At 62.7% G+C, this 23,489-nt stretch carries 21 protein-coding genes; 14 read left to right on the plus strand and 7 right to left on the minus strand.

Features of this window, described 5'->3' with window-relative positions:
- Window positions 1–123: 123 nt before the first annotated feature.
- From ACJRW5_RS14730 to ACJRW5_RS14750, 5 genes are all read right to left on the minus strand, one after another.
- Window positions 124–858 carry an amino acid ABC transporter ATP-binding protein gene (locus ACJRW5_RS14730; protein WP_484571251.1) on the minus strand — a complete coding sequence of 245 codons (735 nt, stop codon included), beginning with the start codon at window positions 856–858 and terminating at the stop codon, window positions 124–126.
- Window positions 855–1,523, minus strand: a complete 669-nt coding sequence (locus tag ACJRW5_RS14735; protein ID WP_484571252.1) for an amino acid ABC transporter permease — start codon at window positions 1,521–1,523, stop codon at window positions 855–857. Before ACJRW5_RS14735 ends, ACJRW5_RS14730 begins: the two co-directional genes overlap by 4 nt.
- Window positions 1,520–2,266 (minus strand): amino acid ABC transporter permease, encoded by a 747-nt coding sequence (locus tag ACJRW5_RS14740; protein WP_484571253.1) that lies wholly within the window; start codon window positions 2,264–2,266, stop codon window positions 1,520–1,522. The genes ACJRW5_RS14735 and ACJRW5_RS14740 overlap by 4 nt, the downstream gene beginning before the upstream one ends.
- Before the next feature lie 242 nt (window positions 2,267–2,508).
- Window positions 2,509–3,417, minus strand: coding sequence for a glutamate/aspartate ABC transporter substrate-binding protein (locus tag ACJRW5_RS14745; protein WP_484571254.1), 909 nt, complete (start codon window positions 3,415–3,417; stop codon window positions 2,509–2,511).
- Window positions 3,418–3,671: 254 nt separating this feature from the next.
- Window positions 3,672–4,565 carry an acyltransferase gene (locus ACJRW5_RS14750; protein ID WP_484571255.1) on the minus strand — a complete coding sequence of 298 codons (894 nt, stop codon included), beginning with the start codon at window positions 4,563–4,565 and terminating at the stop codon, window positions 3,672–3,674.
- A gap of 162 nt (window positions 4,566–4,727) precedes the next feature.
- Here ACJRW5_RS14750 and ACJRW5_RS14755 point away from each other — a divergent pair, with 162 nt between their 5' ends.
- The 6 genes from ACJRW5_RS14755 (at window position 4,728) to creC (ending at window position 11,617) form a co-directional block, all read left to right on the plus strand.
- On the plus strand, window positions 4,728–5,966 hold the full coding sequence (locus ACJRW5_RS14755) for an HD-GYP domain-containing protein (RefSeq protein ID WP_484571256.1): 1,239 nt from the start codon (window positions 4,728–4,730) through the stop codon (window positions 5,964–5,966).
- 111 nt (window positions 5,967–6,077) lie between these two features.
- Window positions 6,078–6,587 carry a retropepsin-like aspartic peptidase RloA2 gene (gene rloA2, locus ACJRW5_RS14760; RefSeq protein WP_484571257.1) on the plus strand — a complete coding sequence of 170 codons (510 nt, stop codon included), beginning with the start codon at window positions 6,078–6,080 and terminating at the stop codon, window positions 6,585–6,587.
- A 162-nt stretch (window positions 6,588–6,749) separates the two neighbouring features.
- Window positions 6,750–8,780, plus strand: a complete 2,031-nt coding sequence (locus ACJRW5_RS14765; protein ID WP_484571258.1) for a methyl-accepting chemotaxis protein — start codon at window positions 6,750–6,752, stop codon at window positions 8,778–8,780.
- A gap of 144 nt (window positions 8,781–8,924) precedes the next feature.
- Window positions 8,925–9,362 (plus strand): CBS domain-containing protein, encoded by a 438-nt coding sequence (locus ACJRW5_RS14770; RefSeq protein WP_484571259.1) that lies wholly within the window; start codon window positions 8,925–8,927, stop codon window positions 9,360–9,362.
- 146 nt (window positions 9,363–9,508) lie between these two features.
- Window positions 9,509–10,189, plus strand: a complete 681-nt coding sequence (gene creB, locus ACJRW5_RS14775; RefSeq protein ID WP_484571260.1) for a two-component system response regulator CreB — start codon at window positions 9,509–9,511, stop codon at window positions 10,187–10,189.
- Between the two features lie 3 nt (window positions 10,190–10,192).
- On the plus strand, window positions 10,193–11,617 hold the full coding sequence (gene creC / locus ACJRW5_RS14780; RefSeq protein WP_484571261.1) for a two-component system sensor histidine kinase CreC: 1,425 nt from the start codon (window positions 10,193–10,195) through the stop codon (window positions 11,615–11,617).
- 86 nt (window positions 11,618–11,703) lie between these two features.
- Here creC and ACJRW5_RS14785 read toward each other — a convergent pair whose 3' ends face one another.
- Together ACJRW5_RS14785 and ACJRW5_RS14790 are read right to left on the minus strand one after the other, a co-directional pair.
- Entirely contained in the window at window positions 11,704–13,992 is a 2,289-nt protein-coding gene (locus ACJRW5_RS14785) for an ATP-dependent DNA helicase (protein WP_484571262.1), read from the minus strand.
- Entirely contained in the window at window positions 13,989–15,620 is a 1,632-nt protein-coding gene (locus ACJRW5_RS14790; RefSeq protein WP_484571263.1) for a VRR-NUC domain-containing protein, read from the minus strand. Before ACJRW5_RS14790 ends, ACJRW5_RS14785 begins: the two co-directional genes overlap by 4 nt.
- A 246-nt stretch (window positions 15,621–15,866) precedes the next feature.
- Here ACJRW5_RS14790 and ACJRW5_RS14795 point away from each other — a divergent pair, with 246 nt between their 5' ends.
- The 8 genes from ACJRW5_RS14795 to trhP all read left to right on the plus strand — a co-directional run bounded on the left by ACJRW5_RS14795 (window position 15,867) and on the right by trhP (window position 23,366).
- Window positions 15,867–16,214 carry a phage infection protein gene (locus ACJRW5_RS14795; RefSeq protein ID WP_484571264.1) on the plus strand — a complete coding sequence of 116 codons (348 nt, stop codon included), beginning with the start codon at window positions 15,867–15,869 and terminating at the stop codon, window positions 16,212–16,214.
- 179 nt (window positions 16,215–16,393) lie between these two features.
- The gene (gene creD, locus ACJRW5_RS14800; RefSeq protein WP_484571265.1) at window positions 16,394–17,737 is read left to right on the plus strand and encodes a cell envelope integrity protein CreD; all 1,344 of its coding nucleotides are present in this window, start codon (window positions 16,394–16,396) and stop codon (window positions 17,735–17,737) included.
- A gap of 48 nt (window positions 17,738–17,785) precedes the next feature.
- Window positions 17,786–18,088, plus strand: coding sequence for a hypothetical protein (locus tag ACJRW5_RS14805; protein ID WP_484571266.1), 303 nt, complete (start codon window positions 17,786–17,788; stop codon window positions 18,086–18,088).
- A 144-nt stretch (window positions 18,089–18,232) separates the two neighbouring features.
- Window positions 18,233–19,021: a PA3715 family protein gene (locus tag ACJRW5_RS14810; RefSeq protein WP_484571267.1), complete on the plus strand. Its 789-nt coding sequence runs from the start codon at window positions 18,233–18,235 to the stop codon at window positions 19,019–19,021.
- A gap of 270 nt (window positions 19,022–19,291) precedes the next feature.
- Window positions 19,292–19,552 carry a DUF4212 domain-containing protein gene (locus tag ACJRW5_RS14815; protein WP_024309801.1) on the plus strand — a complete coding sequence of 87 codons (261 nt, stop codon included), beginning with the start codon at window positions 19,292–19,294 and terminating at the stop codon, window positions 19,550–19,552.
- 3 nt (window positions 19,553–19,555) lie between these two features.
- Window positions 19,556–21,325 carry a sodium:solute symporter family protein gene (locus tag ACJRW5_RS14820; RefSeq protein WP_484571268.1) on the plus strand — a complete coding sequence of 590 codons (1,770 nt, stop codon included), beginning with the start codon at window positions 19,556–19,558 and terminating at the stop codon, window positions 21,323–21,325.
- Between the two features lie 90 nt (window positions 21,326–21,415).
- The gene (locus tag ACJRW5_RS14825) at window positions 21,416–21,922 is read left to right on the plus strand and encodes a hypothetical protein (RefSeq protein ID WP_484571269.1); all 507 of its coding nucleotides are present in this window, start codon (window positions 21,416–21,418) and stop codon (window positions 21,920–21,922) included.
- 136 nt (window positions 21,923–22,058) lie between these two features.
- Window positions 22,059–23,366 (plus strand): prephenate-dependent tRNA uridine(34) hydroxylase TrhP, encoded by a 1,308-nt coding sequence (trhP, locus tag ACJRW5_RS14830; RefSeq protein ID WP_484571270.1) that lies wholly within the window; start codon window positions 22,059–22,061, stop codon window positions 23,364–23,366.
- Window positions 23,367–23,489: the final 123 nt, after the last annotated feature.

The following is a 23,489-nucleotide window of genomic DNA, read 5'->3' on the forward strand; positions in this document are numbered from 1 at the left end:
AGGATGGGCTGGCCGCTGGCGTAAGTCATCCTGCGATGTGCGGGGCCGAAGCGTAGGGTGCGCCACGCGCACCGGCTTGTGGTGCGTGTGTAGGCGTTGGTGCGCATGGCGCACCCTAGCCGGTCAGTGCTGGAGAATCTTCGCCAGAAACTGCTGGGCCCGTTCGGAGCGGGCATTGATGTCGCCGAAGAACTCTTCCTTGGCGCAGTCCTCGACGATCTGCCCGCGGTCCATGAAGATCACCCGATCGGCGACCTTGCGCGCGAAGCCCATCTCATGGGTCACGCACATCATGGTCATGCCCTCCTGGGCCAGTTGGACCATCACGTCGAGCACCTCGTTGACCATCTCCGGGTCGAGTGCCGAAGTCGGCTCGTCGAACAGCATCACCACCGGATCCATGGCCAGCGCACGGGCGATCGCCACGCGCTGCTGCTGCCCGCCCGAGAGCTGCCCCGGGTGCTTGTGCGCATGGGCGGCCAGGCCGACACGGTCGAGCAGGGCCAGACCTTTCTCGGTGGCCTCCGCCTTGCTGCGCCCCAGCACCTTGATCTGCGCGATGGTCAGGTTCTCGGTGATGGTCAGGTGCGGGAACAGTTCGAAGTGCTGAAACACCATGCCGACGCGCGAGCGCAGCTTGGGCAGGTTGGTCTTCTTCTCGGCAATGGAGGTGCCGTCGACCACGATGTCACCCTGCTGGAAGGGCTCCAGCGCATTGACGCACTTGATCAGTGTCGACTTGCCCGAACCGGACGGGCCGCAGACCACGACCACTTCGCCTTTCTTCACCTCGGTGCTGCACTCGGTCAGCACCTGGAAGTCCCCGTACCACTTGTTGACGTTGTTGATGGCAATCATACGGCTAACCTTTTCTGCAGAAGCTTGACCAGCTGCGAGGCGGCGAAGCTGACGGTGAAGTAGACCAGGCCGGCGAAGATCAGAAACTCGTGGGGCTGGCCGATGATGTCGCCGCGCGAGCGGGCGGCGTTGAGGAAGTCCATCAGGCCCACGGTGTACACCAGCGAAGTGTCCTGGAAGAGGATGATGCTTTGCTGCAGCAGCAGCGGCGTCATCTTGCGGAAGGCCTGCGGCAGGATGATCAGGCGCATGCTCTGGCCGTAGCTCATGCCCAGTGCCGAAGCAGCGCCCATCTGTCCCTTGGGAATGGCCTGGATGCCGGCGCGGACGATCTCGCAGAAGTAGGCGGCTTCGAACATCACGAAAGCCACCAGGCAGGAGCTGAATGCGCCGACCGGGGTGTCCTCGCCGGTGATCCAGCGCAGAATGAAGGGCACCGCGAAGTAGAACCAGGTGATCACCAGCAGCAGCGGGATCGAGCGGAAGTAGTTCACGTAGGTGGCGGCGATATTGGCCAACAGCGTGCTGTGCGACAGGCGCATCAGGGCCAGCAGGGTGCCCAGCACCACACCGCCCAGTACGCCGAGCACCATCAGCTCGAGCGTGATCAGCATGCCTTCCCATAGTCCGGGAAGCGCCGGAACGATCTGACTGAAATCCATCATTTACCTCCTACGGAAATCAGCCCCGGCACCGCGACCTTCTTCTCGATCAGGCGCATGATCATCATCAGGCTCATGTTCAGGGTGAAGTAGATCAGCGTGGCCAGGGTGAAGGCCTCGAACAGGTTGGCGCTGAACTCGGCGGTCTGCTTGGTCTGCGCCAGCAGCTCCATCAGGCCGATCAGCGAGGCCACCGAGGAGTTCTTGAAGATGTTGAGAAACTCGCTGGTCAGCGGCGGAATGATGATGCGAAACGCCTGCGGCAGCAGCACGTCCTTGTAGATCTGCGGCAGGCGAAAGCCCAGCGCATAGCCTGCTGCCAGCTGGCCCTTGGGCAGCGCCTGGATACCGGTACGCACCTGCTCGCAGACCCGCGCAGCGGTGAACAGGCCGAGGCACACGACCACCGAGAGGTAGGCCGAGGTGGCGGGGTTGAGATCCTGCTTGAACCAGAGTTCCAGTGGTTCCGGCAGCAGGTCCGGCACCAGGAAGTACCAGAGAAACAGCTGCACCAGTAGCGGCACGTTGCGGAACACTTCCACGTAGGCGGTGGCCAGGCCGGACAGCCAGCGGTTCGGCACGGTGCGCATGACACCGAGCAACGCGCCGAGCGCGAGGGCGATCAGCCAGCCCGCCAGGGCGATGGCGATGGTCCAGCCCAGGCCGGTGATGAACCAGTCCAGGTAGGTCTCGCTGCCGATGCCGGTGGACTTGAAGTAGATGCCCCAGTCCCAGTTGTAATTCATTACGGCTCCCCTCGGGTGAGGATGCGATCTGCTGCGCGTCGTCACAGCTGCGCCCAACGCGGGCTGCGACTCGCAAGATCGTCAGTACGGCTACAGTGGCGAAGCCTGGAGAGCGGGCAGCAGTTGCCCGTAGCCGCATGGGCGGACGGTCTCGGCTTCGTCAGAAATTAGGTTGGGGAAGCCGCTGGCTTCCCCGGTGTCCCCGCGCCATCACGCCTCGTGAGCGTGGCGGCGCATCACCGTCAGATCTGTTCTGCAGATTTGTCGGTCGGCTTGGCGATCAGCTGCTTCAGCTCGTCGCTCATGGGGAAATTCAGGTTCAGGCCCTTCGGCGGAACGGGCTGCTGGAACCACTTGTTGTAGATGTCGTTGATCTCGCCGGAGGCGAAGGTGTCGCTGATGGCCTTGTCGACCACCTTCTTGAAGCCCTCGTCACCCTTGCGCAGCATGCAGCCATAGATCTCGAATGACTGTGGCGTGCCGACCACGCTCCAGTCGTCAGGCTTCTTGGCCTTGGCCATTTCGCCGGCGAGCAGGGCGTCGTCCATCATGAAGGCGACGGCGCGGTTGGATTCGAGCATCAGGAAGGATTCGCCGTGATCCTTGGCCGAGATCACGTTCATGCCCATCTGCTTCTCGGCATTCATCGATTTGATCAGACGCTCGGAGGTGGTGCCGGCGGTGGTCACCACGTTCTTGCCCTTGAGGTCGTCGAAGTCCTTGATGCCGCTGCTGTTCCTGGCCAGCAGACGCGTGCCGACCTCGAAGATGCCAACGGAGAAGTCGACCTGCTGCTGGCGCTCGACGTTGTTGGTGGTGGAGCCGCACTCCAGGTCGACGGTGCCGTTCTGCACCAGCGGGATGCGGGTCTGCGAGGTCACCAGGTTGTAGCGTACCTTGAGGTCAGGCAGGCCCAGTTCCTGTTTCAGCGCCTCGACCACTTTCAGTTGCAGATCGTGGGAGTAACCAATCGGTTTGCGCGAGTTGTCACCAAAATAGGAGAAGGGAATGGAGGAGTCGCGGTGGCCCAGGGTGATGCTGCCGGTGTCCTTGATCTTCTTCAGGGTGCCGGTCAGCTCCTCTGCGAGCGCCGGAGTGGAGAGCACGGCTGCAGCAATGGCCACGCTCAGTACACGGTGGAAGGTACGCATGAATCGAGTCCTCGATGTTGTTTTTGTGATGGCGCTGGCGCCACTTTGCTCACGGAAGGTCTGTCGCATTCCTGAAAGGATCTGAGCAGGTTGCATGCCAGCGTTTTCGAGGTGATCGATTGTTGTGTAACTAACTGATTTATATGTATTTAATTTTTTGGTGAGGGCTGGTTTGAGGCGCCGCGCGTTCGCGCTGCCGACTATTCGTGGCTGAGGCATTCGGAAATCCGAACGTTCCCGCCTGGCGGCGTCAGTCAGTCATGCTTCTCGCCGCGCAGTTGGGCGATGCGCTCGTCCTTGGCCAGCCACAGGTCCGAAACCCAGTCCTGCATCTGCAGGCGGAAACCCGGATCGTTCTGGTAATCACCCTGATATAGCGCCGGGTCGAGTTCGAGGGTCTGGATGTCGATGATCACCTTCGGGACCTGGCCGCTGAGCAAGGTCCAGAATCCCGGCACCTGCTTGCCGGGATAGACCAGCGTCACATCCAGCACGGCATCGATCTGCTCGCCCAGTGCCGCCAGGACGAACGCCACGCCGCCGGCCTTGGGTTTGAGCAGATAGCGGTAGGGCGACTGTTGCTGCGCCTGCTTGGCCGGGGTGAAACGGGTGCCTTCCAGGTAGTTGACTACGGTGACGGGCAGGCGCTTGAATTTCTCGCAGGCGGCCTTGGTGATCTCCAGATCCTTGCCCTTCATGTGCGGGTTCTTTTCCAGAAATGCCTTGGAATAACGCTTCATGAAGGGGTAATCCAGGGCCCAGAACGCCAGACCGAGAAAGGGCACCCAGATCAGTTCCTGCTTGAGAAAGAACTTGAAATAGGGCGTCTTGCGGTTGAAGGCCTGGACCAGTGCCGGAATGTCCACCCAGGACTGGTGATTGCTGATCACCAGGTAGGAGCGGTCCTGGCGTAGTTCGGCATTGCCCCGAATGTCCCAGCGTGTCGGCGTCAGCAGGGCGAAGATGCGTTTGCAGTTTTCGGCCCAGAACTCGGCGACCCACATCACGCCACGCGAGCAGGTGTCACGTGCAGCCTGGCCTGGCAGAACGAACTTGCCCAACGCGATCAGCAGCAGTGGGCCGATCAGAATCAGTGTGTTGGCGAGCAGCAGAACGACGTTTGCAAGGCCGGTCAGCAGTGAGCGCATGTCAACTCCATGGCGGGCAGTGAGGGGCCATCTTATGCAAGCTGGACGCTTTGCTCAAAGCATCACCGACTGGCCTATTGCCAGTGGAGCGGCTATATACCCATAGTCGTCATGCGGATTTGTCTGGTCAGGGAAGGCATTTCCATCTGTTGGTAAAAATTCATGCTCAAGCGGATTGCAGTTACCGATCTACGCGTCGGAATGTTCATTCAGGAATTCTGCGGCTCATGGATGGATCACCCCTTCTGGAAGTCCAAGTTCGTTCTCAACTCCGAAAAGGATCTCGCGCGCATTCGCGATAGCGCGATCAGTGAGTTGTGGATCGATGTCAGCAAGGGGGCGGATGTTGCAGCCGGCGTTCAGACCGCCACCGAGGCAGAGGTCGAGTGCGAAGCGCAGGCACGTCTGATGGCTGCCATCGAACCACCCAAGGTCAAGGCCTTGTCGATGGAGCAGGAGCTGGAGCAGGCTGTGAAGCTCTGCGCGCGCTCCAAGCAGGCGGTGATGGAGATGTTCAGCGATGCGCGTATGGGCCAGGCGCTGCAGTTCGGCCAGGTGGAGTCGCTGGTAGAGGAGATCTCCCAGTCGGTCATGCGCCATCCCAATGCATTGATCAGCCTGGCGCGGCTCAAGCACAGCAATGAATACACCTACATGCACTCGGTCGCCGTGTGTGCACTGATGATTGCCCTGGCGCGTCAGCTTGGCCTGCCCGAAGCCGCTGTGCGTGAGTCCGGGCTGGCCGGCCTGCTGCATGACATCGGCAAGATGGCGGTGCCGCAGGAGCTTCTGGACAAGCCCGGCAAACTCAGTGACGAGGAGTTCGCCAAGGTGCGCAAGCATCCGGAGCAGGGCGGCAGCATTCTGATCGAGAGCAAGCAGGTCAGCGCACTGGTATTGGATGTCTGTCTGCATCACCACGAAAAGATCGATGGCAGCGGCTATCCACACCGCCTGCAGGGTGAGCAGATCAGCCTGCTGGCGAAGATGGGCGCGGTGTGTGACGTGTACGACGCCATCACCTCGAACCGCCCGTACAAGGCTGGCTGGGACCCCGCCGAGTCGATTCGCAAGATGGCTGAATGGAAGGGGCATTTCGACGAGGCGGTATTCCAGGCCTTCGTCAAGACGGTGGGCATCTATCCGGTCGGCGCCCTGGTGCGCCTGCAGAGTGGGCGTCTGGCCGTGGTCATGGAGCAGAACCCCAAGGCGTTGCTGGCACCCAAGGTCAAGGTGTTCTTTTCGGCCAAGTCCCGGGTCCCCCTGACGCAGAGCATTATCGATCTGAGCAAGATGACCGATCAGGACCGCATCGTGGGGCGTGAGTCGGCCGAGGAGTGGGGCTTCGAGCGGCTCGATGAACTCTGGACCGGGATGGAGCTGGAAGGACGCGGGCGCTAGCCTGGCAAGGCAGCTGAGCGCCGGGTCGTAGCATGTGGTAACGCTTGCCGCGGAACATGGCAAAGGCAGAGCAGTCGGAGATTCGGTCATCGCAAACGAGAGGACCGACCCTTGAAATATGCACTGCTCCTGCTGGCCGCTATCAGCCTGCCGGCTGCGGCCAATCAGCAACCTGACCTCTATGGCCGTTACGAACTGATCAAGCTTCCCGACCTGGGCCAGACCCTCAAGGCCAAGATGGACACCGGCGCGATGACCGCCTCGTTGTCGGCCAAGGACATCGAAGCGTTCGAGCGCGATGGCGAAGACTGGGTGCGTTTCCGTCTGGCAGTCGAGGGTGCAGACGACACGCTCTATGAACATCCGCTGGTGCGTATCGCCGAGATCAAGAAGCGCGCCGAAGAGGGTGATGGCGCCGCGCCGAAGGAAGTGGCCTATTCACAGCGCCCGGTGATCGAGATGCCGATCTGTCTCGGCGATGAAGAGAACACCATCGAGGTCAACCTGACCGACCGGCGAACCTTCAGCTACCCGCTGCTGATTGGTGCCAGTGCCATGCGCGATCTTGGTGCAGCCGTCGATCCGGCCGAGCGTTACACCCGCGATCGTCCTCAATGCTGAGCTAATTGTCGCATTTCAGAAAAGGCTGATGCCCATCGGCCAGTACACTCGCCTTGAGTGCCCAGTTACGACTTCCTTGCCCTGAGGGGCGTCGGGCCTGCTTTTTGCTACGTGCAATTCTCTGCCAGGCCTGTAGGCCCTTTAGGTCACTGAGGTGTCGTCATGACGGGAGTACTCAAGCCGGGTGTACGGCTGCTGCAGCGGTTCAGCTTCGCCCACAAGTTTCAGTTGGTGTTTCTGCTGTTCGCCTTGCCGCTGGGTTACGCGCTCTGGGTTATCAGCAGCGACTACCTGTCGCGGTTGCAGTCCATCGACTTCGAGGTCGAGGGCGCGCAGGCGCTCGAGCGCATGGCGCAGGTTCAGCAGGAACTGATCGCCCAGCGCACGCTGCTGGCGCGCTGGAAAGGCACAGAGGACGCTGCCCAGGGGCTGCTTCAGCAGCGCGAGGGACAGCTCGACGCCGCGCTGCAGCAGGCTGCGCAGCCGCTGCAGAGTAGTCTGGTCAGCGATCAGGCGCGCCAGCACTTCCAGGCCTTGCAGGCCGAGCGCGACGGGTTGCGTGCCGCCGGGCTGACCCGGGTTGCGCTACCCGATGCGCTTGAGCGCTACCAGAAGGCACTGTTGCATCTGATCGCGCTGCGCGAGCAGGTGGCGACCGATAGCACCCTGATCCTCGATCCGCGTCTCGATACCTATCTGATGATGGAGCAGATCACCTACATCATGCCGCGCCTGCTCGAGCAGCTCGGCACCTTTGCGGCCCAGGCCCACGGCGCGGTGGTGTCGCAACACTTCACCTTGCAGAGCCGGGTACTGGTCCGGGATTTGCGCCGCAGCCTGGACGAGCAACGCGCGCAACTGGTCAAGGCGCAGACCACGCTGTCACGTGAAGCGCCACAAGCCATGCGCCAGTTGAGCGCACCTTTCGACTCCTCGCTCAAGGCCTTCGACGAGTTTCTCGCGCAGATCGACCGTGACGTGTTCGAAGCCAATCCCATGGCGCTGACACCCGAGCAGTTCGTGCAGCGCGTGGAGACGCTGGAATCGCAGCTGCAGGGCCTGCAGCAGGTGATGTACCAGCAATTCGCGGCCAGTCTCGCGGGCTATCGGCAGCAAGCGCTGCACTCGATGATCGAGGTGATCGGCGCATTCAGCATCCTGACCCTGCTGGCCATGTACGTGTTGCTGTGTCTGAACGCTTCGATCCGTCTCAGCACCGGAAACATCATCGAAGCCGCGCGCGGGCTGCGTGACGGCGACCTGCGCGTACGCATGCAGGTCAATGGCCGCGACGACCTGGCGGCCATCGCTCAGGCACTCAATACCGCCGTCGAGCAGATGCGCGACTCGTTGCAAGGGGTCAACCGCGAAAGCCAACAGCTCGATGGTACGGTGCAGTTGCTCGGCGGCCGGGCGCGTGAAGCGCTGGATGCAGTCGAGCAGCAGCAGGCGCAGATGAGCCAGATCGCCACGGCCGCCACACAGATGGCCGCCACCGCGCAGAGCGTGGCGCAAAGCTGCGAGCAGGCGGCAGTGGAGGCGCAGCAGACGCGTGAGGTGGCGCTGAGCAGCAACCAGCGCAGCGAGCGTACCAGTGCCAGCATGCGTCAGCTCAGCAGTCGTCTTGGTGACAGCGCCGAGGCCTTGCAGCAATTGCGTGAGCAGACCCAGCAGATCAACCGTGTGGTCGATGTCATCAAGGGCATCGCCGAACAGACCAATCTGCTGGCGCTCAATGCCGCCATCGAAGCCGCGCGTGCTGGCGAAGCAGGACGAGGCTTTGCCGTGGTTGCCGACGAGGTGCGCTCGTTATCCAAGCGTACCCAGGACTCGACCCAGGAGATCGCCCAGACAGTGGATAACCTGCAGCGGGTGGTCGGGCAGTCGGTCACCCTGATGGAGGAGGCTTGCAGCCAGGCCGACGGTGATATCGGCAGCGTGCTGGCCATGGGCGACGAGCTGCAGGAAATCGTCGTATCGGTGCAGCGCGTCAGCGACCGATTGGCGCAGATCGCAACCGCCGCCGAGCAGCAGGCAGCCACTGCCGATGAGGTCAGTGGCAATATCCAGCAGGTCGATCAGGCCGCCGGTCAACTGCTCGATGGCGCCCAGGCCGTCAGCAGCGCTGCTGAACAGCTGCGTCGGGGCAGCGAGGGCCTGGCGCAGAACACCGGGCGCTTCAGTCTTAATTGAGGGCCAGGCTCTGCAGGAAGACTGTGCTGCAGCAAAGCGTTTCTTGCCTTGCCTGATCAGCTCTCGGCGACTTTCCTGCTGCTCCCAGGCTGACCTGGCCGGCCAACTCTGCTAAAAACAATGCAAATCACACGGAGCCCCAGCATGAAAACGGTCGCCGAAGTCCTCAGAACCAAGTCGAACGCGCTTCTTTACAGCATCGATGCGGATGACTCGCTGCTCGATGGCCTGCGCATCATGGCGGAGAAGGGCATCGGTGCGTTGGTGGTGCTGTCCGGCGGGCGTCTGGCCGGCATCGTCAGCGAGCGCGACTATGTGCGCAAGGTGGCGCTGGCCGAGCGCTCCATGTTGGCGGCCAAGGTCAGCGAAATCATGACTCGCGACGTGATCAGCGTCGGCCCGCGCGACAGCCTGCAGCACTGCATGGAACTGATGACCGAACGCCGCTTGCGCCACCTGCCGGTGCTGGCAGAGGGCGAACTGATCGGCCTGCTGTCCATCGGTGACCTGGTCAAGGAAACCATCGCCGAACAGGCCGACTTGATTCGCCAGCTGGAACAATACATTCGCGGCGAGCATTGATAGGCGCTGGCGTCGAGCACGGCAAACCGCCGACCTAGGCCGGATGAGATCCGGGGCATGTGCGTATGAGCCCTCGCGCCCAACCTTGACGCCCGCCCCGGCCCCCGGCAGTCTCCTGCCGTCGAACACCAGGTGCAGGACGCCCGATGCCGCAGATACTCATAGTCGAAGACGAGGCCGCGATTGCCGATACGCTGGTCTATGCCCTGCAGGCCGAAGGCTTTGTCACGCACTGGTCCAGCCTGGGCGGCGAGGCGCTGCCCCTGCTGGAAAACGGCGTCTTCGATCTGGCCATTCTCGACGTCGGCCTGCCCGATATCAGCGGTTTCGAAGTGTGCAAACGCCTGCGGCGGTTTTCCGAGGTGCCGGTGATCTTCCTCACCGCCCGCAGCGAAGAAATCGACCGTGTGGTGGGCCTGGAAATCGGCGCCGATGACTATGTGGTCAAACCCTTCAGTCCGCGCGAAGTCGCGGCGCGGGTAAAGGCCATCCTCAAACGTGTGCAACCACGTGACGTTGTAGCGGCCAATACGCCGGGCACCTTTCAGATCGACGAAGCGGCCTTTCGCATTCACTACCACGGCCAGCCGCTGAGCCTGACCCGCCATGAATTCCGTCTGCTGCGCACCTTGCTCGGCCAGCCACGGCGGGTCTACTCGCGCGAGCAGTTGCTCGACGCCCTTGGCGTGGCCAGCGAAGCCGGCTACGAGCGCAATATCGACAGCCATATCAAGAGCCTGCGTGCCAAGCTGCGCGCCATCGCCCCGAGCGAAGAGCCTATCCAGACTCATCGCGGACTGGGCTACAGCTTCGAGCCAGAGACCTGAGTCATGCCGCTGGGCGTACGCATCTTCCTCGTCTACTTCCTCTTCGTCGGTCTGGCCGGCTGGTTCGTGCTCAGCACGGTGATGGACGAAATCCGCCCTGGCGTGCGCCAGAGCACCGAAGAAACTCTGGTCGATACTGCCAACCTGCTGGCCGAGATCCTGCGTGATCAGGTCAAGGCTGGCACTCTTGGCCAAGGGCGCTTGCCCGAAGCCTTGGAGGCCTATGGCCGGCGTCAGCCGCAGGCGAGCATCTGGGGCGTCACCAAGGCTGAGGTCAACCACCGCATCTACGTCACCGATGCCCAGGGTGTCGTCCTGCTCGACTCCACCGGCCAGGCGGTTGGCCAAGACTACTCGCGCTGGAACGACGTACTGCTGACCCTGCGCGGTCAGTACGGCGCGCGCTCCACCCGCGAAGACCCGAACGATCCGGATTCCTCGGTGATGTACGTCGCCGCGCCGATCAAGGACGGCGAGCGCATCATCGGCGTGGTCTCGGTGGCCAAGCCCAACCGCACCCTGCAGCCCTACATCGAGCGCTCGCAGAACCGCCTGGGCTGGCTTGGCGCCGGGTTGATCGGTCTTGGGTTGCTGATCGGCGCGGCGCTGTCCTGGTGGCTCAGCGCCGCGCTGGGCAAGCTCACGCGTTATGCCCAGGCGGTCAGCGAGGGCCAGCGCGCCGAGGCGCCGCAAGTGCGTGGTGGCGAGCTCGGGCAACTGGCCGTGGCCGTGGAGCGCATGCGCACCGAGCTGGAGGGCAAGGCCTACGTCGAGCGTTATGTGCACACCCTGACCCACGAACTGAAGAGCCCGCTGGCGGCCATCCGTGGCGCAGCCGAACTGCTCGACGGCGAGATGCCCATCGAACAGCGCCAGCGCTTCGTGGCCAATATCCAGCAGGAAAGCGCACGCTTGCAGAACCTGATCGAACGCCTGCTGCACCTGGCCCAGGTAGAGCAACGCCAGGGCTTGGAAGAACGCGTGACGGTGCCGCTGGCGCCACTGCTGGACGAACTCCTGCAAGCCCAACAGGCACGCATCACCGCCGCCAATCTGCAGATCGAACAGGCGCTGCCGGCAGACCTCAGCCTGCGTGGCGAGCGCTTCCTGCTATGCCAGGCACTGGCCAACCTGCTGGATAACGCCCTGGACTTCACCCCGCCCGGCGGACGCATCCGCATTAACGCCGAACGCCAGGGCGAGGGCATCGAGCTGCGCCTGTTCAACCAGGGCGAAGCCATCCCCGACTACGCGCTGGCGCGGCTGACCGAACGCTTCTACTCCCTGCCACGACCCAACGGCGGCCGCAAGAGCACCGGCCTGGGCCTGAACTTCGTGCAGGAAGTGGCCGAGCTGCATGGCGGTAAGTTGCAGATCGGTAATGTCGAGGGCGGAGTGGAAGTCATCCTGCTGCTGCCCGACGCCTGATCTGGTGCGCGCGGCCTAGGCGACCCCGCGACACCCTGCAGAAGCGTCGCCATTTCCGTAGGGTGCGCCGCGCGCACCGCGTGTTTTCAGCTTTCCAGTACAGGCAGCGTGACAGGCAAGCGCAGCAGCTCCACCTGCCACCAGGTCGGCAACAGGCGGCGTACTTCCGGGCGGGCGAAGCGGTCGTCGATCAGGTAGAGCACGCCCTGATCCTCCGGCGTGCGGATCACCCGCCCGGCGGCCTGCACCACCTTTTGCAGGCCGGGGTAGAGGTAGGTGTAGTCGTAGCCATTGCCGAACAGGCTGTCCATGCGCTGGCGGATTTCTTCGTTGATCGGGTTGAGCTGGGCCAGGCCGAGGGTGGCGACGAAGGCGCCGATCAGGCGTTCGCCGGGCAGGTCGACGCCTTCGCCGAACACGCCGCCGAGCACGGCGAAGCCGATGCCACGTCCGCCGATCTGGAAGCGTTCGATAAAGCCCTGCCGCGCCGCCTCGTCCATCTGCCGCGACTGCGTCCAGAGCGGTATTTGCGGATGATCGCGGCGCAGTTGTTGCAGCACCTGCTCCAGGTACTGATAGCTACTGAAAAAGGCCAGGTAGTTGCCGGGGCGTTCGGCGTACTGGCGTGCCATCAGCTCGGCGATAGGTTGCAGCGAGGCGTCGCGGTGCTGGTAGCGGGTCGACAGGTTGCGCACTACCTGCACGTGCAGTTGCTCGGCACTGAACGGCGAGGCCACGTCCAGGCACTGGGTCTCCTCCGGCAGGCCAAGCAGGTCGAGGTAGTAGTGGCTGGGGCTGAGTGTGGCGGAGAACAGCGTGGCGCTGTGGGCATCTTCGAAGCGCGGGCCGAGGAAGGGCGCCGGCAGGATATTGCGGATGCACAGGGTCGAGTAGCTACGCCCATTGCCGACCTCATCGCGGTTGATATCGAACAGCGAGTGGGCGCCGAAACTCTCCGCCAGGCGGCAGAACAGCATGGCGTCGAGATAGAAGCTGAGCAGCTCGCCGGCGTTACCTTCTGGCTGGTCGGTGAGCAGGTCGGTGATGGCGCTGACCGCCTTGCCCAGTGCCGCGATCAACAGCTCTGGTGCTAGTGGATAGACCTGATAGGGCACTTTTTGCTCGCGATGCAGTTGGTCCCAGTGACGGTCAACCCGTTCCAGAGCGCTCCTCAGGCGCTTCGGCGCATCGCGGCACATGGCCTTGAAGCGCGCCTGATCCAGCTCGGCGCTGTACATGCCACGGCCGCGATCCACCAGGTTGTGCGCTTCGTCCACCAGCAGGCAAACGCGCCACTGGTTGATCAGAGTGAGGCTGTGCAGCAGGGCGCCGAGGTCGAAGTAGTAGTTGTAGTCGCATACCACCACGTCGCTCCAGCGGCACAGCTCCTGGCTCAGGTAGTAGGGGCACACGCCGTGGATGATGGCGATATTGCGCACCGCTTGCTGATCCAGCCAGCGTTCCTTGAGTGCTGCGCTTCGGGCTGCCGGCAAGCGGTCGTAGAAGCCCTTGGCCAGCGGGCAGGAGTCGCCATGGCAGGCCTTGCTCGGGTGCTCGCAGGCCTTGTCGCGAGCCACGTGTTCCAGTACGCGCAGTGGTGTGTCCGGCTCGCGCAGGCGTTGCAGGGCATCCAGGGCCAGGCGTCGGCCCGGCGTCTTCGCGCTCAAGAAAAACAGGCGGTCGAGCTGCTGGCCAGGCATGGCTTTGAGCTGCGGGAACAGGGTGCCGAGGGTCTTGCCGATGCCGGTGGTGGCCTGCGCCAGCAGGTAGTGGCCGTCACGTGCGGCGCGGTACACGGCTTCTGCCAGTTGTCGCTGGCCGTGACGAAATTCGCCATAGGGGAAACTCAAGGCATCGAGCGCCTGGTTGCGCGCCTGCTGGTGCGCCTGTTCCTGCAGCGCCCAGGCAATGTAGCGGCGGCAGTGCAGGGCGAAGAACTCGCCCAGCGCGGCAGCGCTGTGGCGTTCGCGGAACACCGTTTCCTGCTGGGTGATGACGTTGAAGTAGACCACCGCCAGATCCAGTTCCTCGAAGCCCAGCTCCTGGCACAGCAGCCAGCCATAGATCTTGACCTGTGCCCAGTGCAGCAGGCGGTGGTTGGCCGGGATGCGCGAGATGTCGCCGCGGTGGGTTTTGATCTCTTCCAGCAGGCGAAACTCGGGGTCGAAGCCATCGGCGCGGCCACTGACCGTCAGCCCTTCGAATTCGCCAATCAGTGGCAGTTCGGCGACGTAATCCGGGCCGCGCCGGGCAACCACCGTGGCGTGCCCGGCCATGCCCTCCTGGGCGGTGGGCGAGGGGGTGAAGCGCAGGTCGAGATCACCCTCCTTGGCGGTGAACTCGCACAGTTCGCGCACGGCGATGCGCAGGCTCAATTGCTCCACTCCACGTAGCAGACGCTGACCGGCATGCCGTGCTCAGCGCAGAAGGCCAGCCAGCGTTTCTGGTTGTCCTGCAGGCGGTCGCCGGGGCCTTTTACCTCGATCATCCGGTAGCGCGCCTCGGTGGGCCAGAACTGGATCAGGTCGGGCATGCCGGCGCGATTCTCGCGAATATCGGCCAGCAGGCGACGGAACCAGGCGCCCAGGTGCGCCGCTGGCAGGCAGGTCAATGCCTGTTCCAGGCGCTCGGTATCAAGCAGCTCCCAGAACACGAAGGGCGACTGGATACCGAACTTTTCGGTATGGGTGCGACGCATGGCGTCGCGGTAGCTGCCATCGTCGAGGCGCGCCAGGCAGGCGTCGAACAGTTCGCTGCGCCGGGCGTAAAAATCGGCGCGGTGCAGATCCACCGGGCCGGTATGAAAGGGGTGGAAGAAGGCGCCGGGCAGCGGGGCGAAGATCGCTTCCCAGCAGAGCAGACCGAAAAGTCCGCAGATCAGCGTGTTCTCCACGTAATGCACTGGCGCATCCGGCTCGGCCAGGTGCATGGCGACGGCCAGTTCGACGCTGGCGGCGCGCGGCAGGCGCAGGTCGAGACGATCCTCGATCAGCTTCGCGGCCTTGGCCGCTGGCGGTAGGCCAAGGCGTTTGCGCAGACGGGTGCGCGCCCGTTCGGCCAACTGCGCTTCTTCGGCATTGTGCGGCGTCGTGATCACCTGTTCGGCCAGGGTGAGTGCCTCGGCATCTTGGCCCAGGCGTTCCAGTACACGAATCTGCCGTTGCCGCGAGCCGAGCGCGCGGGTGTCGCGATACAGCGTCAGGGCCGAGTCCAGCTCGCCGCTGCGCTCCAGATGCTGCGCCAGTTGCAGCAGCAGGCGCTGGTGGCGTTCGCCGATATGCGCGCTGTCGCTGCTGAAATCACCTAGCTGCTGCAGTACCTCGGGCACCGTCATGCCTGCCTCGAAGGCTTCGCGGCAGAGGCGCAGGTGCAGATAGTCGTCGACATCCTGACGGCTGCGAAAGCCGCGCGAGCCCGGCGTGATGGGTACCTGCTCGTAACGGAAGATGCCTAAGTCGGCCAGCACGAACTCTGACCAGTCCTGCGCCAGGTTGCCGAAGAACATCAGCCGCAGGCGGTCGCACAGCGGGCCGATGGCCAGGCTCAGCAGGCGTTCGTCCAGCTGCGGGCACCAGCCGGCCAGGCTGCGCGGTTCGGTAAACAGCTCGCGCAGATGCTCGAGCGCTTCGCTCTTCTTCAAGTTGCTGCGTGGCAGATCGCCGGCGAAATGTGTGGCCAGCTCATCCTTGAGCAACAGCGCGCCCAGCTCGTCGAAGGTCAGTGCGGCGCAGTCGATCAGCCAGCCCAGTTCCAACAGGGGCGAAGCTGCGCCGGGGATATCACCGATCTCGGCATAGCGCAGCTTGCTGGCGCGAAAGTGCACGCCCTTGCGCATCACCAGACGCACCAGCAACGCCTGGGCGGGCAGGGAGAGCTGGGGAAAATCCGCGACAAAGGCGCGCTCGGCGTTGTCCATCAGGTCATGGTGATGGGCGTCGAGCCAGGCGAGGGCCTTGCGGAAGTTGGCCAGGTAATAGAGTTCGGGGGCGTCGAGGGTGAGCATGTTGCGAAGTTTTACTGGTTTTTTATACAGATGCCAGTGCCGTTCACGCTGCCCCCGGTCTGAGCAGACGGAAGGAGGAGTGGGCGATCAGCGATCGTATCGGAGCTATCTGGCTGATCGATAAACGCTTTTTCAGGTATCGACGACGTCGATGGTCACTATCCCGAGATGTGCCTTTTGCCGTTCTGGGCCGTGCGTAACATGACAACCGTAGCCAGTTGCTCACCCCCTTTCAGGAGAACGAACATGAAAAAGCAAATCCTCGCCGGCCTTGTCATCGCCACCCTGTCCGCCAGTGCTTTTGCCTTGCCGCAAGTCACTACTCAGCAGTCCGCAGCCCCCGTTGTCGCTGAGGGTGGTGCAGAGCGCGTCGGCCCGAACCGCGTCGCCGAAGGCGGTACCGAACGTACGCTGGAACGCTTCCGCGTTGCTGAGGATGGTGCGGATCGCGTAGGGGCGAACCGTGTAGCCGAAGGTGGTGCAGAGCGAGTCGGTGCGAACCGCGTTGCCGAAGGCGGTACCGAGCGTACGCTGGAGCGCTTCCGTGTCGCCGAAGACGGTGCCGACCGCGTAGGCGCCGGCCGTATCAGCTGATTCGGCCATTCATCTCGCGGGAGCAGTCTTATGCCGCACTGCAGTTAGAAAGGGCGCACTCAATCGGCGCCCTTTCTCTTTCATCCAATCTCCACACAATCTCCACGCTGCACCCACACGTCCCCCATCGTCGCTGCCCAGACTCTGCCGTACCTTCACTTGCTACGGAGAGCCGTACCATGAGCCGTTCCCTGGGCTTCAAGCTGGGCGCCATCGCCCTGCTGATTCTGCTACTGATGATTCCCCTGCTGATGATCGATGGCCTGGTCGATGAGCGCCAGGGCCTGCGCCACGAGGTGCTGCAGGACATTGCGCGCAGTTCCAGCTATCGCCAGCAGATTACCGGGCCGATTCTCGTCGTGCCTTACATCAAGACCACTCATGAGTGGAAAACCAACGAGAAGACGGGCGAGCGCTACAGTGAAGAGCGCCAACGCCGTGGCCGTCTGTACTTCCTGCCGGAGCGCTTCGTGCTCGAAGGGCAGGTCAATACCGAATTGCGTGCGCGTGGTATCTACCAGGCGCGTCTGTACCGCAGCGACAGCCAGGTCAGTGGGCAATTCCGTTTGCCGTCGCGCTTGGGTCTGGGGGACGAGCTGGGTTTCTATCGCTTCGAGAAGCCTTTTCTCTCGGTGGGCATCAGCGACATTCGCGGTATCAGCAATGATCTGCAGTTGCGCATGAATGGCCAGACATTGAGCTTCGCTCCTGGTAGCGGTGACGACAGTTTCGGCGCGGGCGTGCATGCGCCGATACCGGCGCTCGATCCACAGGGTGGGCAGAGTCTGGAATTCGCCTTCGATCTCAAACTGCAGGGCACCGAGCAGCTCTCGGTAGTGCCGGTCGGGCGTGACAGCCGCGTCAGTCTGAAGTCTGACTGGCCGCACCCGAGCTTCGTCGGCGAGTACCTGCCGAGCCGTCGCAGTATCGATGCCAAGGGCTTCTCGGCCGAGTGGCAGACCAGCTTCTTTGCCACCAACCTGGAGGAAGCGCTGCGTGACTGCGTGAGTGGTGAACGTTGTCAGGGGCTGTTTGGCCGCACCTTCGGCGTCAGTTTCGTCGACCCGGTCGACCAGTACCTGAAGACCGACCGCGCGATCAAATACGCGCTGCTGTTCATCGCCCTGACCTTCGCCGCGTTCTTTCTCTTCGAAGTGCTCAAGCGCCTGGCCGTGCACCCGGTGCAGTACACCCTGGTTGGTCTGTCGCTGGCGTTGTTCTACCTACTGCTGCTGTCACTTGCCGAACACTTGCCATTCGCCCTGGCATATGGCCTGTCCGCAGTTGCCTGCGTCGGCCTGATCGGTTTTTACGTCAGCCACGTGCTGCACAGCTGGCGGCGCGGTCTGGGCTTCGCTGCCCTGCTGGCGGCGCTCTACGGGATGCTCTACGGCCTGCTCAGTGCAGAGGATTACGCCCTGCTGATGGGCTCGCTGCTGGTGTTCGGCGTACTCGGCAGCGTGATGGTGCTGACCCGCAAACTGGACTGGTACGGCGTCGGCCGCAACGCTGCGCAAGCCTGAATCTGATGAGCGCGGCTCTGGCCGCGCCGCTTCGCTGGAGATGACATCATGCGTGTTCTCGTACAGTTTTCCGCCTGCCTGGGCCTTGGTCTGGTCATTGCGGTAATGATCCTGATCGGTCTGATGTTCGTCGGTTGGTTCGACGTCATCGACGGTCTGCTGCTGACCGGTAAGCCGCTTGCCAGCCTCAGCCTGATGGTATTGCCAGCAGGCTTCTGGAGCGCACTGACCGGCATTCAGGATGCGGCGAGCAATGGCTCGCTGCGCTCTTTCCTGTCGCTGTGCGCGGCGTTGGGGCAAGTCGGTCTGCTGCTGGCGATTGCTTTCATGCGCCTGTGGTATCGGCCATGAGCGGGCATGTCGGTTTGCGTGAGGAGGCGCGTGCGGGGCGTTTGTTGGCGCTGCGTATCGCCTGGCTGTTTCGCGATGCGCGTCATGGGCAATGGTCATGCGCCGGCGTAGACTCGCCGCGAGTTGTAAGGGAGGACATCAGGGATGAAATTCGCACTGGCTACAGGCCTGGCCTGCTTGTTGACGGCCAACGCGGCGTTGGCCGCTGACTGCTCGGCGCAATTGCCAGCCTGGCTGGAGCAGGCTTACCCAGGACAGGAAGGCGGGGCCTGGTTGGAGGACGGACGCGGCGCCTATCGGGTGGATGCCGGGCAAAGCGTCTGCAAGGTCTGGCCGGCGCGGCCGCAACTGACCTTGATTGCCGTGCCATTGGTGCGCGAGGCGCAGCGTGATTACGGCCAGACGGACCTTGAAATACTCGTTCTGGATAACGTCAGGCAAGCCCTAGTGGCTCGCCTGATCGAGCCCCATCTGTTGGATTGGGATGCGATCTACGTCGCCGGCCTGGCTTTCGACACTGCGCCTTATCGCCTGCGTGGAGATGATCTGGCCTTTGGACTGCGAATCTCGCGTGAGAATAGCTCGCGTGCCAACTCCTTCAGTGAAACGCAGCTGCATTTGTATGAGCTGCAGGCTCAGGGCGTGCGGCCATTGCTTGCGGAACTGCCGGTGTATCGATACTGGAGTGAGTGGGATACCACCTGCGCTGGAGACTTCAGCGAGACCAAGGGCGTGGTGATCATCACCGAGCGACCAGGGCACGATGGCTATCGAGCGCTGTTGCTCAAATTGACCGATACCGGGCGCCGTACTGCTGAGGTCGCAGGCGAGTGCCAGGCTGTCGAGCAAAGCAGCCAGCGTTCCCAGTTCTCCATCGAGTACGGCGAAGATCGCTATCTGCTGCCGATAGAACTGGTTGCCGACCCTCTATGAACGGGCAGCGCGTGCCCTGTAAGCGATCTGCGAGATGTTCCTGCACGCCCCGGACTGCATCCGGGCTACGACCTGGCTCGCGCGGATTTTCTGGGCTCGCGCCTTCGCGGCAGTGGCGATAGAGCCCCCTTTTTCCAACCGTGCCTCACATGCCTCACCCAGACGAGCAGGCATGACGCTCTTCGGCTAATACCAATGTCTAGCTGTCGGCTTTTGCTGGCCAGCTGCTAGTTTGAAGGTGCATCAGAATAACAATAACCGGAGGCGTCTATGACTTCTGAAAAAGCAAATGCCGCGGCCTATTGGAAGGCCAATGTGCGGCTCATCACCTGGAGCCTGATCGTCTGGGCGCTGGTTTCCTACGGATTCGCCATGATTCTGCGCCCCATGGTCGCGGGGATCTCGGTAGGTGGCTCCGACCTCGGATTCTGGTTCGCCCAGCAGGGCTCCATCCTCTTCTTTATCGGCCTGATCTTTCACTACGCGTGGAGACTGAACAAGCTCGATAAAGAATTCGGCGTCGAGGAGTAGGTCATGAGCCAGTTCGTAATCAACATGCTGTTCGTAGGTGCGTCCTTCGCGCTCTACATCGGTATCGCCATCTGGGCGCGCGCCGGCTCCACCAAGGAATTCTACGTCGCAGGCGGTGGTGTCCATCCGGTCACCAACGGCATGGCGACAGCCGCCGACTGGATGTCCGCAGCTTCCTTCATTTCCATGGCGGGCCTGATCGCCGCCGGTGGTTATGCCAATTCAACCTTCCTCATGGGCTGGACCGGTGGCTACGTGCTGCTGGCGATGCTGCTGGCGCCTTACCTGCGCAAGTTCGGCAAGTTCACCGTGCCGGACTTCATCGGTGACCGCTTCTACAGCCGTGGTGCGCGTCTGACTGCAGTGATCTGCCTGGTGATCATCTCCGTCACCTACGTGATCGGCCAGATGGCCGGTGCCGGTGTCGCGTTCTCGCGCTTCCTCGAAGTGAGCAATTCGACCGGTATCTGGATCGCTGCTGCCGTGGTGTTCGCCTACGCCGTATTCGGCGGCATGAAGGGCATCACCTACACCCAGGTGGCGCAGTACGTGGTGCTGATCATCGCTTACACCATCCCGGCCATCTTCATCTCCCTGCAGCTGACCGGTAACCCGATCCCGCCGCTGGGCCTGTTCGGTGATCATGCCGAGTCCGGTCTGCCGCTGCTGCAGAAACTCGATGCCGTGGTGCGTGACCTGGGCTTCGCTGCCTACACCGCGGACGTCGACAACAAGCTCAACATGGTGCTGTTCACCATGTCGCTGATGATCGGTACTGCCGGTCTGCCGCACGTGATCATCCGCTTCTTCACCGTACCGCGCGTGGCCGATGCCCGCTGGTCCGCTGGCTGGACGCTGATCTTCATCGCGCTGCTGTACCTCACCGCTCCGGCTGTGGCCTCCATGGCGCGTCTGAACCTGATGACCACTATCTACCCGGAAGGTACCTCGGCACCTGCGCTGTCTTATGAAGAGCGTCCGGAGTGGGTCAAGACCTGGGAAACCACCGGTCTGATCAAGTGGGAAGACAAGAACGGCGACGGCCGCATCCAGATGTACAACGACGCAGCGCCTGCCTTCACCGCGACCGCTCAGGAGCGTGGCTGGAACGGTAACGAGCTGACCGTCAACAACGACATCCTGGTACTGGCCAACCCGGAAATCGCCAACCTGCCAGGCTGGGTCATAGGTCTGATCGCCGCCGGTGCCATTGCAGCTGCATTGTCCACGGCAGCAGGGCTGTTGCTGGCGATTTCTTCGGCGATCAGTCATGACCTGATCAAGACCTTGATCAATCCGAAGATCAGTGAAAAGAACGAGATGATGGCGGCGCGGATATCGATGGCCTGCGCGATCCTGCTGGCGACCTATCTGGGGCTCAATCCGCCAGGCTTTGCTGCGCAGGTGGTGGCCTTGGCCTTCGGTATTGCCGCTGCCTCGCTGTTCCCGGTGCTGATGATGGGGATCTTCTCCAAGCGCGTGAACGACAAGGGCGCGATCTGCGGCATGGTTGCCGGTCTGGCTATCACCCTGGTGTACATCTTCACCTACCTGGGCTGGTTCTTCATTCCGGGCACCAACAGCCTGCCGAACACGCCGGATCAGTGGTTCATGGGGATCTCCCCGGCTTCCTTCGGTACTGTCGGGGCGCTGATCAACTTCGTCGTGGCCTACGGCGTGTCGATGGTCACCGCCGAGCCGCCGCAGGAAATCCAGGATCTGGTGGAAAGCGTGCGTACTCCCAAAGGTGCTGGTGCCGCTCTGAGCCACTGAGCATAATCCTGGCCTGACGCCATCGTTCGATGGTCCAGGGTCTGTAGACGGGCCTCCACTGGAGGCCCTTCTTTTTTCGGGAACAGTCGTATGTTGTGGACTTTGCTTGCCATCGTGGTTTCAGGGCTTGGCGCTGCCGGTATTGCCCTGTTGCTGCGCAAACTGACGCGCAACAAGCTGCCGCGGTGGATCATTCCACTGTTTGGCGGTCTGGGGATGCTGGGTTACCAGGTGTCGTACGAGTACGCCTGGTTCGAGCACCAGCAGCAGCGCCAGCCGAAGGAGTCGGTCGTGGTAGCGACCGAGGAGGGGCAGGTGCTCTGGCGGCCCTGGAGCTATTTTGTACCCATCACCACGGCCTTCACCGTGCTCGACACCAAGAGCGTCGTGCGCCAGCAGGTTGCGGACGCACAGGTGGCGGAGTTCATGCTCTATCGCTTCGAGAAGCAGCACATCGACCATGTCTCGCATCAGGCGCATCTGCTCAACTGCGAGACGGGTGAACTGCTGCCGCTGGATGAGCAGAAACAGCCGCAACTGGCTCAGCTCAAACGCATCGACAAAAGCGGAACCCTCTACCGCCTGACCTGCCAGTGAAGGTTGCCGCCAGTCCCGCCGAGCCGCCGGCGGGGCCGGTTGCACAGGCCTTTCCACCTGCGCATAGACCCAGGTCAATGCCTGCGCGGTGCATCTGCATAGAATCGCCAGCCCCTTAATTTTCGAGCTCGCGGTCATGCCCCGTTTTCCCGAACTGTTGTCGCCGGCCGGCACCCTGAAGAACATGCGCTACGCCTTCGCCTATGGCGCCGACGCGGTGTATGCCGGGCAGCCGCGTTACAGCCTGCGCGTGCGTAACAACGAATTCGACCACGCCAACCTGGCCCTGGGCATTGCCGAGGCCCATGCGCAGGGCAAGCAGTTCTACGTGGTGGTCAACATCGCCCCGCACAACGCCAAACTGAAAACCTTCCTCAAGGATCTGGCGCCGGTGATCGAGATGTCGCCGGATGCGCTGATCATGTCCGACCCGGGGCTGATCATGCTGGTGCGCCAGCACTATCCGCAGATGCCGGTTCACCTGTCGGTACAGGCCAACGCGGTGAACTGGGCCAGCGTCGAGTTCTGGCGGCAGCAGGGGCTGACGCGGGTGATCCTCTCGCGTGAGCTGTCGCTGGAGGAAATCGGGGAAATTCGCAGCCAGGTGCCGGGCATGGAGCTGGAAGTGTTCGTCCATGGCGCGCTGTGCATGGCCTATTCCGGCCGTTGCCTGCTGTCGGGCTACATCAATCGCCGCGATCCCAACCAGGGTACTTGTACCAATGCCTGCCGCTGGCAGTATCAGGCCACGCCTGCGACCGAGAACGAACTGGGCGATATCGTACGCGTGGTCGACCCGACCCTGGGCCAGGGCGCACCGACCACTCAGGCCTTCGTGCTGCAGGAGGCGGGCCGTCCGGATGATGAAATGACTGCCTTCGAGGACGAGCACGGCACCTACATCATGAACTCCAAGGATCTGCGTGCTGTGCAGCATGTCGAGCGCCTGGTGCAGATGGGGGTGCATTCGCTGAAGATCGAGGGGCGTACCAAGAGCCACTTCTACGTGGCGCGCACGGCGCAGGTCTATCGCCGCGCCATCGACGACGCGCTGGCGGGCAAACCCTTCGACCCGAGCCTGCTCGGCAGCCTCGAATCACTGGCCCATCGTGGGTATACGGAGGGTTTTCTGCGCCGCCACGTACATGATGAATACCAGAACTACGAGCGCGGCAGTTCCGTGTCGGAGCGGCAGCAGTTCGTGGGTGAGCTGACCGGCGAGCGCCGTGGCGAGTTGGTCGAAGTACGGGTGAAGAATCGCTTTGCGGTCGGTGACGGCCTGGAGCTGATGACGCCGCAAGGCAACCTGCGTTTCACCCTGGAGCAGTTGCAGAACCGGCAGGGTCAGGCGCAGTCGGTGGCGCCGGGTGACGGCCACGTGCTCTACCTGCCGCTACCAACAGAGGTGTCGCCGGAGTACGGTTTGCTGATGCGCGATCTGTAGGTTTTCGGCCGGTGGATGACAAGAGCGATACGCAGCCCGCGGCAGCCACAAACCCGTAGGAGCGGCTTTAGCCGCGATAAACGCGCCTCCCACCTGGACAGTTTGTGCGGTGTGAGGAAGCGC

The organism is Pseudomonas pichavaramensis (assembly GCF_050473265.1).
Taxonomy (GTDB): Bacteria; Pseudomonadota; Gammaproteobacteria; order Pseudomonadales; family Pseudomonadaceae; genus Aquipseudomonas.